Origin of the sequence: Enterococcus raffinosus, assembly GCF_001886185.1 — a bacterium.
GTDB lineage: Bacteria > Bacillota > Bacilli > Lactobacillales > Enterococcaceae > Enterococcus_A > Enterococcus_A raffinosus.
This window is the reverse complement of sequence record NZ_JXLA01000044.1, coordinates 16,154-30,188: the sequence shown is the minus strand read 5'-3', so window position 1 is coordinate 30,188 and position 14,035 is coordinate 16,154. Positions and strand designations below refer to the sequence as shown.

Sequence of the window (14,035 nt, the reverse complement as noted above, 5' to 3'; positions counted from 1 at the left end):
CTCTATCAGTCCTATTTGACAAAGAGCCACTAAATCTCGATTATTAAAATAGAAATCTTCGATCCGTTTGAAGGCTCCTGGCTCCACTCGTTCAAGTGCTGTACCAATCTCATCTAATGCATCTTGATAACGATATTCTTTATTAAAAAGCTCCAAACTATTTTCAATTGCACTCTTAATTTCAGGATGCGTATGACGATAACGATTTGCATATTGCATCATTTGTTCTGTCAATGCCGCAGCGTCAACCAAATCATACGTTTTTTGATCTAACATTTCCATGTCTTCATCACAAAGACTAACTAATTTATTGATATCTTGCATGTTAATACGAATCTTGTTTAATGATTTACTCAATTCTTCCACACGGTCTGTTGCAACAAAAAAGAATTCTAGATAATCTCCTGGTAATCCAGGTAAGCGTTGCTGTTCTACATAACGTTTCAAATTACGTAAGCGGAATTCATATTTCTCAATTTTTTCAGAAGCTTCTTTTTCACCTTTACGTAAATCATGCAAATCCTCATCAATTTCAACTTGCTTTGTTTCAATATCGTCTAAAACTTTAAACGCGTCTTTATAGAAGACTTGAACCTCTGAATATGGCAATTCGTGTTTATCGATTTGTGGTTCCATATTACGATTGCGACGTTCCAATTCTTCAATTTCCGTTTGAAATCCGCGAGCACGACCTAATTCATTATTATTTAATGCATAACTTTGAGAAGTATGATCCAACTCAACCATTAACTGATGATTATTACGAGAAGCATGTGAGATATACTCACCAATTGTCTTACGATTAGTCAAAACATATTTTTTTGCTTCAAACTCTTTTTCCAACACTGCATAAAGATCATCAATCAATTCGGCAGTTTCTTTATTAGCAGTTTCAACAGTACTCAATTCGATTTTCTCTAAATCCTCTAACGAACGTTCTACATGCTTTTTAACTTTTTCCAAACGTTCTTCAAAATCATCTTCTGGTAAGACAAAATGATCGGTCATCATTTTTTTGTATGTTTTTTCTAACTCATCTATTTGACTTGGGAATGTTTTTTCTAAATCTTCATAGATTGTTGGAACCTTTTGCATCGTTGCTTGCACTTCATAGGTATGCTTTTCAGCATCATCCAATACTTCACGTGCCTCAATCGGATCCCCAGATGTATTTAAGGTAACAAACTGTGTAAACTCAATCTCAACATTCTTTACTTGTTTTTGAATTTCAGGCAAAGCAGGTCCAAAGTTATCTTTTTTCTCCTTCAGATCCTTTTTTAATTCTTCGAAAACATCTAACGCTTGCTGCACCGCCAACGAATTCCGTTCTTCCGTCTCACGCAGTTCCTTTAGCCCAGTACGAATGCCTTCAACTTCTTCTTCCATCTCTGTCATCGTTCGTTCAGCACTTTCAATCGCTGATTTGCCCTTCATAAAACGGAAGGTCTCATTTTGACTTTCAACTTCAAAAATTTGACTTTCTAGTTCAGCAAAAGACTTGGTTGAAACATCCGTCCATTTCTGGTTCCATTCACGGAAAGTATTCTGACTCTGACCGACAAGGTGCATTTTCTTCACTTCATCGACTTCTTCCACGACAGGAAGATCGAATAACGCTTCTTTCCTTTTATCAAGTTCTTTTAAGCGTTCTTGATTCTTTTTCTTCATCAGATAACCAATCAAGTATAAAACGGCAGCCAAAATGACTAAGCCGATAACGATCCCTATGATTACATTACTTCCCATGTATGATTTTCCTTTCAACTATCAAGATTCAGTTTATTTAATGGTTCATATTTCTCTGTTTTTGGCGAAAACATCTAACGTAGATTATAACACAAAAGACTTTTCTCTTCACTAGCTAGTTTCGAAATCCTTTCGAAATGTTTATCGCACAGTCACTCCTCATACTAGCATTTTTTGAAAGCTGCTTCAATTACAATAAATTTAAGAAAAGTGTAATTTTATAAAAAAATCTGATCGCTAAAGCGCTAAATCCCCTTGAAATTGTACAACTTTTCAGATAATATTAAAGCCACATTAAAATAAGAGGTGATTAAAGTGAAAGTTATTAAATTTGGCGGAAGCTCTGTAGCTTCAGCTGAACAACTAAAAAAAGTCTTAACGATTGTTACTGACGACTCAAGCCGTCGTTTCGTCGTGGTTTCTGCTCCAGGAAAGAGAACCAATAAAGACAAAAAGGTCACCGACTTATTGATTCAATTTTATAATGCTGTCGTGTACAAACATGATACTGAAGAAATAATCTGTGAAATTGTTGCACGTTACACTGAAATTGCTGCAGAATTTCAAGTTGATGAAGATATTGAAAAAAAATTCAGTACTGAACTGAAACAACTTCAAGATAATTACGATGAAAAAAACATTTATGCTCTAGATAGCTTTTTGGCTAGTGGAGAAAATTTAAATGCACAGCTCGTTGCCGCTTGCTTTCAAAAAAAAGGTGTCAATGCTCGCTATATAAATCCAAAAGAACTGGGAATTCTCGTCTCAGATGAGCCACAAAACGCGCGGATTTTAGAGGAATCTTATGAAAAAATTTATCAGTGGCGTAATTCGGAAGATATTTTAATTATTCCTGGCTTCTTTGGCTACACTAAAGATGGGCATCTTTGTACATTTTCACGTGGTGGTTCAGACATTACTGGATCTATTGTTGCTGCAGGTTTAAAAGTGGACCTATATGAAAACTTCACAGATGTAGATGGCATTTTTGCTGCGAGTCCTAAATATATTCATGATCCAGAATTAATCGAATATGCTACCTATCGTGAGATTCGTGAATTGACCTATGCAGGCTTTACTGTTTTTCATGATGAAGCTCTGATGCCGGCCTTTAAAGCACAAATACCCGTGATTATCAAGAATACCAATAATCCGGATTGTCAAGGAACCCTAATCAAAAAATCATTCGACGATGAAAATCGCAATGAAGTTGTCGGTGTTGCCAGTGATGGTGGATTTTGCGGTATCACAATTGGGAAATATTTATTGAACCGTGAAGTCGGTATCGTTCGGCGCATCCTGCAAATTCTTGAGGATCTAGGTATCGGCTTTGAACATATGCCTTCAGGAATTGATGATATTTCAATCATTTTAAGAGAGCGTCAATTAACTCGTGATATTGAGGCCGAATTAATGAAGCAGATTGAAGAAAAAATTAAGCCTGATCAATTATCAATCGAACATGGTCTATCTGTTGTAGCTCTAGTTGGCGAAGGAATGCGTGAGCGTCCTGGTACTACTTCTGATAGTACTGCTGCTTTAGCACGAAAAAATGTTAACCTGCGAATGATTTCTCAGGGAGCCGATGAGCGTAGTATTATCTTTGCAATCCGCAGTGAACAAGAGCGGTTGGCTGTTCGATCACTCTATTACACATTTTTTGATTAAAATTTAGAACGTACGCTTTTTTTACAGAGCACAAGCTAAAAAGGAAAGGCCCTTATTCGGCTTTTCCTTTTTGTCTTTCTAATTCAATTTTTATTAGTGGTTCTGGAGCATATTTTTCTTCCCAATCTTCTGGCTTCATCACCTTGTTAGTTATTGGATGATATCTGGGTTTCCCATCTGGAAAAAGCTTTCCCATATTCGCTTGGTGAACAATCTCAAAAATTGGCTTCGGGTCGACCCCGATCAAAGCAAATGAACCATATGTAAAATAAAGTAAATCAGTTAAAGCATCGACTTCCACAATCAATGGATCATCTACTGGTTCCGATTTTCGCAAAACTTTCTCTTTTGCTTGATCGACACTTTCATGAAGTTCCTTAACTAACTCATTAAATTCTTCTTCGTCACCTTTTGACACACCATATAAGAATTCAACAATTTCTTCAACCTTAAATCCTGCCCGAAAACTTCCTCGTTCTTTAGTGAAAGCTTTCGGTTTGCTTGGTGGTAACGGCGCAAAGGTTGAATGGAACTCGCGCGCCATTTGATATGGTTCATTCATCTGTTAATACTCCTATCACTATACTATTATCTAATAAAGTCGCTAATTTCTCTTCAATCAAATAATTTTAAAATGTTTTAATGCTTGATAAATTCCATCCTGCTCATTTGTCGCAGTAACATAATCCGCTTGCGCTTTAACCTCTGATAGACCATTACCCATAGCGACGCCAATCCCTACTTTTTGAATCATCTCAATATCGTTATAGTGATCCCCAAAGGCCATCACTTCTTCTGGTTTAATTCCTACTGCTTTTATAAATTCCAAAATTCCATGATACTTCGACCCATTTTTAGGTACGATATCTACGGAATATGGATTGGAACGTTGAAAAGAACAATTCGGTAATCGTTCTTGCAGACGCTGTGCTTCAGTTTCTGCACTAAAAAGAACACATTGATAAATTGGTTCTTGCAAAATGGATAACTTTTTATACCTGCCTTTTTCTCGATTTGGACTGAACGATTGCAATAATCTTCGAGTTGACCTTACAGGAAACCATTTAGGCATCCAACCAGCAATTTTTTTTAGCAATGATTTTTGTGACCATTTCATCAAATGGCTGCCATCTACCCGGTAGCGTCCCCCAAAAATAATTTGACGATGCTCATCATCAGCAAAGTCTACGATCTGTTGCAATACCTCATTAGAAAACGGGCGAAGGTAGATATCTTTTTCATTCGTGTATACTAACTGTCCATTGTACATCACATACACATCTAAAGGCAGGCGCTCAATTCGTTCTTCAATTTTTACTGGTCCACGTCCAGTAGCAATTCCACAAAGAATCCCTTGATTTTGAGCTAAGCGAATCGCTTCACGGGTGCTCTCAAGCACTTTTGAATCACTCGTAATAAGAGTTCCGTCTATATCAAAAAAAATTGCTTTTATCATGGCTCTCCCTCGTTCAAAATAAGTCAATTTGACTTGGATTCAATCCTTCATAATTCAATTGAAGAATTTTTTTTAGCTGCAAAGCATTGTCCGCAGCATCCCCGCCAGAATTATTGTTAAAAATAACTCCCACGTCAGCTGAATGCTTCGCTGCTTGCTTAATTTCTTCCCCTAAAAGCGTTAGTTCAGCTTCATTGTACCGATAAAGTGTGCGTTTTTTACGCCAATCACCGGTACGGTCATTCCAGTAGGCTTGATTCCTTCCATGGAAACGAAACAAACTGAAATTCTTATTCGTTACTGTAGCATCTAATGGTACAGTATCTGGTAATTGCGGTTCATCAACTATTACCAGACTAAAATTTAAAGTTTTCATCAACTGCTTTGTTTTCTCTGCAAATTCTTTCCCATACCAGCTGTAATCTCTTAATTCCACTGCAACAGGCAACTTGGGAAATAAATCTCGTAACACCTCTAAATAAGCGACGTTTTCTTTTGTACACTTAAATTGTGCCGGAAATTGAGCTAAAAAGCAAAATAACTTTCTACTTTCGATCATCGGCTCCATAGTTTCTAGAAAATGCTGCTGCATTGCTGACATAGAAGGGTAGCTGTCCTGCCATTTAGCCTGACCTGTAAACCCTGCATACATCTTGATCACAAAACGAAAATCTGACGGAACTTGGGTCAACCAATTCTCGACAGAACTTTTCTTCGTGATCCCATAATAATTTGTATCCAACTCCACTAATGGAAGATATCCAGCGTATTCATACAAAGATGAGGTTCTTTTCCCAGTTAAGCTACTGTGTTCATTAAAAGAAGTTAATCCAATTCGAATCATAGTATCCTAGCCTCCCTTTGTTTCATAGTATACAATAAGCATAGCAAAAAATTAGCAACAATGCGCTAATAACGAATGGAGTAATGAAAATGAAACGGATTTTAATTTTACATACTGGCGGAACGATCTCAATGAGTCAAGATGCTGATGGCGCAGTGCGGCCAGATAAAAAAAATCCATTATTGGCGGCTGGACAAGAACTACGTCTACCAGCTGGGATCGAACTAATCGTGGAAGATTTCTCAAATCTTCCTTCTCCCCACATTACCGTTGAAACAATGTTTGAGCTAAAAGATCGAATCAAGGAAGCGAAACAAGAAGGTCTGGACAGTGTCGTCATCACTCATGGGACAGATACACTAGAAGAAACTGCTTATTTTCTCGAAATGACGATCGGTGATTTGATGCCAATCATTTTAACCGGAGCAATGCGTTCTATCAATGAACTGGGCAGCGATGGTCTCTACAATTTTGAGTGTGCGATCCGTGTAGCAGCTTCAGAAAATGCGATTGGTAAAGGCGTTCTTGTTGTAATGAACGATGAGGTCCATAGTGCTCGTTATGTAACGAAAACCCATACGACCAACGTAGCAACTTTCCGAACACCGACCTTGGGACCTATCGGTTTAGTCACAAAATCAAAAATTCTTTTCAAACAAGAATTACCTGAGACGACTCGTTATGATATTGATAGTTTCGATGCCATGATCCCTATCATTAAAGTTTTTGCTGGAATGCAGGGGGATTTCTTCAAAATCTTAGATCACGCGATTACAGTCGATGGTCTCGTAGTTGAAGCGTTAGGGGCAGGTAACTTGCCACCGCAAACTTTACCACCCTTTTATCATTTGCTGGAAAAAGGATTGCCTATTGTTTTAGTTTCTCGGTGTTTTAACGGAATTGCAGAACCCGTTTATGACTATCACGGTGGTGGTGTAGAATTAGCACAACATGGTGTCATTTTCTGTAACGGAATCAATAGTCAGAAAGCTCGTTTGAAATTGTTAATTGCTTTAAACGCTCACTTATCTAAAGAAGAGTTAAAACAATTTATGGAAGAATAAACTCCCTAATTGCATAAAAAAAAGAAGTTAAATCGATGATTCGATTTAACTTCTTTTTTTCCATAAAATATTCGCTTCGCAGGCAAGCTGGTCACCTAATCGAATTTCATGTCGTGTTTTAGTTTCTTCAGCTTCAATGACTTCATAAAAACTTTCGATATCATTGCCATATAATACCTCTTTATCAAACTTCACATTTACATAAGTTGGTTCATGGGCTGTCATAAAATCATAGCCCAACACATCAATCAGCCAATTAAAATACATCGCATTATTAACATGATGATTACTGTCAAGGTCGTAATAGCGAACATGATACAGTTGTTTCTGATCAGCTTCAACTTTCTCGATCTTCGGCCAACGACGGATCTTTTTAACTTGAGGGGATTCATAGGGTGCCATCAATTCTGCATCTACACTACTCATTTTTCGATTTTCAATGTCCATTAGAACAAACGACATGTCAATCTGCAATAATTCTGTATCTTCTGAATCATACACCCAGTAGCTTCGATAGCAGAAATAACGATTGAACTCTGTAGGTTCAGTCACAATTCTAATCTGTTCACCAACCTGCGGCAATCGATTAATTGTTACCTCAGTTTGTGTAATAACCCAAGTAATACCTAAAGTATTTATATAATCTGTTCCTCTTTCCAACTCATCACTTTGGTCTGATGAAGCTTTAATAGCTACGCTCAGCAAAGCGGGAAACGTCATATTTTGGTTAATATCGCATTCATAATAAGCGACTTCATGGTTAATGGTGTATCTTTTTCCCAATTATTTTCCTCCTAAAGCTAAGACTCGATCTACCGCATCTCCGTAGCTTTCACCAAAAATATTCAGGTGAACAAGCAAATAATAGAATTGATAGACGGTCAAACGTTCTTCCCAACCTTCACGCATGGGTGAAATTTCTTGATAACAATTGATAAACTCGTGACGAAAGCCACCAAATAGCTGTGACATTGCAAGATCCATTTCTCGATGACCATAAGAAACTGCAGGATCTACAAACACAGGCTGTCCTTTCGTATCGAAAAAAGTATTGCCACTCCAAAAATCACCATGTAGTAAAGTTGGTTCAAAAGACATTGTACCCCATTTTTGATAAACCCACTCTTTAAATAACTGATAATTTTTTTCTCGCTTTACTGTCCAATGGTTTCTTCCGTTAGCAATTTTGATTTGTACTTCTAACCGATTAGTGAAATAGAAATCCCACCAGTCATCTGAACGCGTGTTAATTTGGGGTAGTAAGCCCATAAAATTATTTCTTTTATAGCCAAATTTGATTGCTTTAATATCATGAAGTTTACTGAGCTCACGTGCTAAATCCTTTTGATCGCCTTCTCCCGGTTCAATCCATTCCATCAAAAGATAGGCAGCTTCTGCAAAACTACCATGTTGATATACTTTAGGGACACGTACTACGTTTCCTAACTCGGTTAACCCATCAACTTCTGCTTGAAAAAAATCCCCTGACATTTTGGGATGATATTTTAGAAAATAACTTTGGGTTCCATCAGTTACTCGATAAGCTTGATTAATGTCTCCCCCGCCAATAGGTATGGCTTTTAATTGCAGTTTAAGATACTTCAGCAATTCATCCATTATTACCAGCTCCTTACACCAAATAGATTTTTTGCAGATCATAGATTTCGTGTGTTGATAGACCGATTCCTTCGTGAATAAATTGTTCCACAGTTCCATAATTTTCTTTGATTTGCTCAAAACTAGTTTGTAAGTATACTTCTTTTGCCGACATCATATCTTCAATCCCGTGTAAAGCTTCCGTAGGTACACCTGCGAGCTCTGCTTTTTTATACATCTCTTTTATCACTTTTTTTAAATAACGATTTGTGGCCATATAATCTTCTACAATCGTCTCACTATTCACACCCAGGCAATCCAATAAAAGTATTGCCGCAAATCCTGTACGATCTTTTCCAGCCGTACAATGAAATAGTAAACTTTCATTTTCTTTGTCATTCGTTAATACTAAATCGAAAAATTTACGGTATTGTCCGCGAATATGTTTATTAATTACAAAGTGCTTGTATACTTCAACCATCTGTTGAAGCGCATTTTCTCCTTCTTGCATTCTCTGCATCATTTTTTTCGGAGAAGCTGATGCCGTCTCTGTTTCTTTAAGCGGAAAAATTGGCAAGAAAATATTCGTTGCTTCTGGTATCTCTTGATCAGGTTGGGCGGTGCGTTCTTCAAGTGAACGAAAATCGACAACTTTTTTGATTCCGTATTCATTTAAATAATTTTTATCCTGTGTATCCAAGTGATTGATACTCGCAGAACGAATCAACTTGTGCGAGGCAACTTTTCGCCCATCCTTTGTTTCATAACCTCCTAATTCTCGCATGTTCTCAGCATGTCGAACAGCTAAATGTTTAGACATCCAACCAACCTCCTTTTTGCTAAAAGTATAGCACAACAAAATAGAAAACGCTTTTCCAAGTAGAAATATCCAATTATCAAGAATAAAAAAAGACTTGAAACAAACACTAAAATGCTTCAAGTCTTTTTATATTAAGCTAATGCTCCCATTGGATCCCAAGGTGCTAGAACTATTGGTTCTGCTTCAAAAGCAGCTAATTGTTCTTGCGTCAAAAATTCTTTTCGAACAACGATTTGATACGTAAATTCATCCATCCATTCGTCGCTCATTACAAAGAAACCTTTTTCGCCGACTTTCTCGCCCCAACTGTTTTCCACTTTCCATTTTTTCGCTTGATCATTGATGATATCAACGCCTGTTAAAACCATTGCGTGCGTCATCATGCTTTCACCGTAATCCAAACGTTCTGCTTTCGTCATTGTTAAATCCACATCAAACAAATCGTCTACGTCATAGGCATCCAAAGCCATAATACCGCTATCACGTGTAGAAGACTGTCCCACATCGCAGCCAAACCACACAGACTCTCCTTGTTCTAACTGATGAATTGCCAAATCCTTAAATTCTTCCATTTCAAGATTTAGATATTTCACCTGTTTTCCACCAACAACGTTTCCTAGCATATCAACAGTGTAGGATTTCATAAACGGCTTATCTTCAGTAGGTGCATTAATAATGCTGACGTAATTGTCTAAATCAACACCAATATAGTCATCATAAAACTGTTGAGGAGTTAATCCTTGTTCTAAATGATAATTCTTTTCTTCATCGCAGTACTCAAAATCAAACGTTTCTGGCGGTGTACCTAATGATATTGCTAAAAGATTATAAACCTCTTGCAACATTGCCTCACGATTCGCTTGGATTTCTTCTTCAGTTGCATCCTCTGCCACCATTTGACGCAACAAGACTGCGTGTTTGCGTAATAACTTATTTAAATAATTATTTAAATCACGCGAATTTGAGCTATTGCTGCTTTCTGGCATAACACTTTTAGGTACGACACCATATTTTTTAAAAAGTGAAACAACCATATCCCACTGTCCACCATCTTGTTGTGGTGTTTGTAATAAAAAGGCAACCTCACGACTTGTTACTGCTTGTTCTGCTGTATTTAAAATATTTTCATAAAAATAATTTGCTTTTTCATATTTATCCCAAAAGAAGGTATAGTTTTGGGAAAGCTCGAAATCCTTAAGCTGAAATGTAGTCAATAATTTATGACGAAACGTATTTAAAGCAGCAAACATCCAGCAACGCCCTGATTGCTTTTGATTCGCTACTTTTCCAGTTGCAAGATCAATCGAAAAAACAGGTGTATTTTCAACATGTGTCTGTATGTTTTCTGCCGAAGCACGAATCCCATTTTTTACTACGCTTCGCTGTAGAGCAGTTTGTTTAGAGTTTTTTTCAAAAGCTTTGCGAAAAGCTTGAGTTCGTTCATTCGTAATTTTTGACATAAAAAAACGCCTCCTTGCCCTTATTTTACGCTTAATAAGGCAAAGAGACAATTAGTTTACAAACTCGGTTGCAAAACTTGCTTTCCTTTTTCAATCCATTGCCCCACTCGCTTGCTTGATAACAATACCGTTAACAGCATGCTACCAATAAATAAAAGAAGTAGCTCTAGCGAATTGATTTCAAAATCAACATCTAATGCACGTAATCCTTTGACTAAAAAACCATGGAGCAGATAAACAGTTAATGTATTTTTCCCCCAGTTAGAGAAAAAACGACGTTCTTTCGGGACTAACATTAAAAAGGCAATGATTCCAATCAACCCTGCTGCAAAAAACATCAAGCGTTGAGGACCACCTAATAACGGATTACTCAAATAATCTTCATAGGGTTTGGAACCAAATACCCAATATTTATTAATCAAATCGTTTCCTTGGATAAATAGAAACAAGCTTACGAATAGAACAAGAGCTACCCATTTTTGAGGAAAATTTTTCAGCTTTTCTATCCAACTTTTTGGGATCACGTATCCCACCATAAAATACGGGAAAAAAGTTAATGTTCGTTGTATAGCCAAATATCGATCAAAAATTGGAAAATACCCAACTAATACTGCAATAACGATACTGCCTATTAACACCTGTTTAACAGAAAAACGTTTCGTTAAATGTAATAAAAGATTCCAACAGAATAAACTCAATAAAAACCAAAGGGACCATTGAGGAATACCTAAGTCTAAACTGAATGAATCTTGTAACCCTATCATTGTGTAATAGCCAGAATATAAGAGTTGAAAAAAAATGTAAGGAAGCAGTAATTTTTTTACCAAACTCACTATCGGCTTGGGACCGCTTTTAGCAAAATAACCTGAAATCAATATGAAAGCCGGCATATGAAAGGTGAAAATAAAATAATACAAATCATCATATAGAGGATGATCATTTACAAACGGTTGTAGAAAATGGCCGAATACAACTAAGATCATTAAAAATAATTTTGCGTTGTCAAAATAGGCATCGCGTTTTTCCATCATACCCCTCCTCATTCTTAGTATAACGAGGATTTTTCCACGCATCAAAGGTATTGCAACAGTTTTAAAAAAAGGTCATTCTTTCCTCAAAAACTCCCTCACATCTAACGAATTTTTTCATAAAAAATTCAATTTTTAGGTGTAAAAAAATAGAGACAATCAAATGATCGTCTCTAAAAACTCCGGCAGTAGGACTCGAACCTACGACATCATGATTAACAGTCATGCGCTACTACCAACTGAGCTATGCCGGAAGAATACTTTACTATAATATCAATTTTTATTTCATCATGCAATCATAAATTTTCAGCAATTGCTATTAATCAAAATGAAACTTAAGGAACCAATATTATTTAACAATTACAAATAGAATTAGGAGATATATTATGCCAAGACGAACTCATAGAAAAAAGAAAAATTATAAATTGAAAGTCGGGTTCTGTGTCCTCCTAGTACTACTTTTAGTATTGAGTGGCATCTACATTGAGCATATACGTGGTGAATACACTATTGTAGGAAAGGAGAGAAAGACGGTAAGTACCAAATTACCACAAACAGAGATTGTTTTGAAAACGAATCAAACTATAGAACCTAAAAATGCTCTATCTGCCGGGATTGAACAGACTTTAGTTGAAAAGAAATTCAGCGGGACTGTTTTGGTCTTTCATCATGGTCAAATAATTTTGAACAAAGCTTATGGCTGGAAAGATCAATCAAAAAGAATTCAAAATACCGTTCATACACAATATTGTATTGGTTCGGTTCAAAAAGGACAAACAGCTTATTTAATTATGCGGGCAATTAAATCTGGCAAACTATTTTTAGATGAAAAACTTAGTGATTTTTTCCCACAAATTCCAAATAGTAAGAATATTTCCATCAAAGATATGTTGAACATGAGCTCTGGTTTACGAATCGACGAAAAAAAAATTAGTTCTCTAAATACTACGGATGAGAAAGAAATATTGGCACAAACGATTCGTCAAACCACAGTGGTTCCAAGTGCTAGCTATTCTTACCAACCAGTCAACTATGTTCTACTAGCTGGCATCTTAGAAAAAATTTATCCCACAGATTATAATTCTTTATTTGATAAGGAAATTAAAGATGCAATGAAATTAAAAGAAACCAGTTTTTATTCTGAGACAAACATGGCACAGGCACTTTCCTACTCACAAAGCACCGCCGGCCCTGTTTATGCACCGACAACAGCTTCTTCTTATGCAGATGAATTAGGAACAGGAAATGTTTTTATGTCTGCAAAGGATTTATACAGTTACTTCCAAGCGCTCTTCAATGAACAGTTTCTGACTTCTCAAGATCGAAATGAGTTGTGGCATACTTACCCAGGTGAAAAATATGCTAGTGGGCTCTATACTATGACAAATAGTTATCACACTCGTGGTGTTAAAGCTCGTTTTGAAGCTGTTGCTGATTTTTCAAAAGACGGGCAGAATGGAATTATCTTACTTTCGAATGTCTGGAATCAACCGAAGGGGTATAATAATTTCGCTACTCAATTATATAAAAAAATCGTCGCTGTCTCTTAGCGACGACTCTTTTATAAATAATTACCTCGGGGTTCTTTTGAATAGAGTTTTTTTACTCTAGCAGTTGACAAATAACCTTTACTTCGCTATTCTATATCTTGTGTTAAATAACTATGCCGCCTTAGCTCAGCTGGTAGAGCACCACCATGGTAAGGTGGGGGTCGCCGGTTCAAGCCCGGCAGGTGGCTTCCTAAGAACGTTGAAATATCAACGTTCTTTTTTTGTGCCTTCACTCCCTTTCAATGCTGCCACGTAAAATGAAACAAATGAAAGACCTAACAATATTCCTCCAAGGATATCTGATATCCAATGAACCCCTGAAAGCACTCTCCCTACAACCATTATAAACACTCCAAGGATACATAGATAAGAAAGAACTCGTTTTAGTTTCGAACCTTCGTTCCAGATGTAGAAGGTTGAAAGTAATACTACGATTGTAAGAAAAGTATGACTTGAGGGATAAGAGGCTTCTAATTGCTGATCGACTAAAATAGGACGCGAATTGATAATTACTTTTTCAAAAAAGAGATACGCAACTGCGGAAACAACATAAAGGAAACCCAAATACACAATTTTCTTATCAACCAGTGATATTTTTTTACGCTTATACCATTGTTGAAGACCACACAATAGAAAATATCCGATGATCGCTAATAGTGACATTTCTCCTATTTCCGTTACTTGATACCAAAATGAGCTCGCTCCAATCATATTTTGAAAATATTGATTCATTGTGGCAACCCCCACCTCGGAATGCTGAGGACCTATCTTTTGTACGTCAACTACTGTCAAACTAAACGTAT

The 14,035-nt window shown here is 36.7% G+C and carries 13 protein-coding genes and 2 tRNA genes; 4 read left to right on the top strand and 11 right to left on the bottom strand.

From position 1 onward, the window contains the following. Positions 1-1,746: septation ring formation regulator EzrA (locus RV13_RS17700; protein WP_071875982.1), on the bottom strand; the 1,746-nt coding region annotated here is incomplete at its 3' end. Between the two features lie 315 nt (positions 1,747-2,061). Here RV13_RS17700 and RV13_RS17695 point away from each other — a divergent pair. Beyond that, a complete protein-coding gene (locus RV13_RS17695) occupies positions 2,062-3,414 on the top strand; it encodes an aspartate kinase (RefSeq protein WP_010746777.1) in 1,353 nt (450 codons plus the stop codon). A gap of 52 nt (positions 3,415-3,466) precedes the next feature. Here the strand turns inward: RV13_RS17695 and RV13_RS17690 are convergent, their stop codons facing one another. The 3 genes from RV13_RS17690 to RV13_RS17680 are packed head-to-tail and all read right to left on the bottom strand — an operon-like array spanning position 3,467 to position 5,714. After that, positions 3,467-3,976 (bottom strand): pyrophosphohydrolase domain-containing protein, encoded by a 510-nt coding sequence (locus RV13_RS17690; protein WP_010746778.1) that lies wholly within the window; start codon positions 3,974-3,976, stop codon positions 3,467-3,469. Between the two features lie 57 nt (positions 3,977-4,033). Then, positions 4,034-4,870, bottom strand: coding sequence for a Cof-type HAD-IIB family hydrolase (locus RV13_RS17685; protein ID WP_010746779.1), 837 nt, complete (start codon positions 4,868-4,870; stop codon positions 4,034-4,036). Between the two features lie 13 nt (positions 4,871-4,883). Then, positions 4,884-5,714, bottom strand: coding sequence for a DUF72 domain-containing protein (locus tag RV13_RS17680; RefSeq protein WP_010746780.1), 831 nt, complete (start codon positions 5,712-5,714; stop codon positions 4,884-4,886). 89 nt (positions 5,715-5,803) lie between these two features. Here RV13_RS17680 and RV13_RS17675 point away from each other — a divergent pair, with 89 nt between their 5' ends. Beyond that, positions 5,804-6,778: an asparaginase gene (locus tag RV13_RS17675; RefSeq protein ID WP_010746781.1), complete on the top strand. Its 975-nt coding sequence runs from the start codon at positions 5,804-5,806 to the stop codon at positions 6,776-6,778. Between the two features lie 45 nt (positions 6,779-6,823). On the opposite strand, the gene RV13_RS17670 is transcribed toward RV13_RS17675, so the two are convergent. From RV13_RS17670 to RV13_RS17645, 6 genes are all read right to left on the bottom strand, one after another. Next, entirely contained in the window at positions 6,824-7,561 is a 738-nt protein-coding gene (locus tag RV13_RS17670) for an acyl-[acyl-carrier-protein] thioesterase (RefSeq protein WP_028020162.1), read from the bottom strand. Further along, positions 7,562-8,395: a fructosamine kinase family protein gene (locus tag RV13_RS17665; RefSeq protein WP_010746783.1), complete on the bottom strand. Its 834-nt coding sequence runs from the start codon at positions 8,393-8,395 to the stop codon at positions 7,562-7,564. A 13-nt stretch (positions 8,396-8,408) separates the two neighbouring features. Continuing rightward, positions 8,409-9,194, bottom strand: coding sequence for a tyrosine-protein phosphatase (locus tag RV13_RS17660; protein WP_010746784.1), 786 nt, complete (start codon positions 9,192-9,194; stop codon positions 8,409-8,411). Positions 9,195-9,325: 131 nt separating this feature from the next. Continuing rightward, complete coding sequence (locus RV13_RS17655) at positions 9,326-10,654, bottom strand: C1 family peptidase (RefSeq protein ID WP_010746785.1); 1,329 nt, start codon at positions 10,652-10,654, stop codon at positions 9,326-9,328. Between the two features lie 56 nt (positions 10,655-10,710). Continuing rightward, on the bottom strand, positions 10,711-11,682 hold the full coding sequence (locus RV13_RS17650; RefSeq protein ID WP_010746786.1) for an acyltransferase family protein: 972 nt from the start codon (positions 11,680-11,682) through the stop codon (positions 10,711-10,713). Between the two features lie 180 nt (positions 11,683-11,862). After that, a tRNA-Asn gene (locus tag RV13_RS17645) sits at positions 11,863-11,936 on the bottom strand. A 132-nt stretch (positions 11,937-12,068) separates the two neighbouring features. Here RV13_RS17645 and RV13_RS17640 point away from each other — a divergent pair. Beyond that, positions 12,069-13,232: a serine hydrolase domain-containing protein gene (locus RV13_RS17640; protein ID WP_010746787.1), complete on the top strand. Its 1,164-nt coding sequence runs from the start codon at positions 12,069-12,071 to the stop codon at positions 13,230-13,232. 115 nt (positions 13,233-13,347) lie between these two features. Further along, positions 13,348-13,420 (top strand) — tRNA-Thr (locus tag RV13_RS17635). A gap of 19 nt (positions 13,421-13,439) precedes the next feature. Here RV13_RS17635 and RV13_RS17630 read toward each other — a convergent pair. Next, positions 13,440-13,964, bottom strand: coding sequence for a phosphatase PAP2 family protein (locus RV13_RS17630; protein ID WP_010746788.1), 525 nt, complete (start codon positions 13,962-13,964; stop codon positions 13,440-13,442). Positions 13,965-14,035 lie beyond the last annotated feature (71 nt).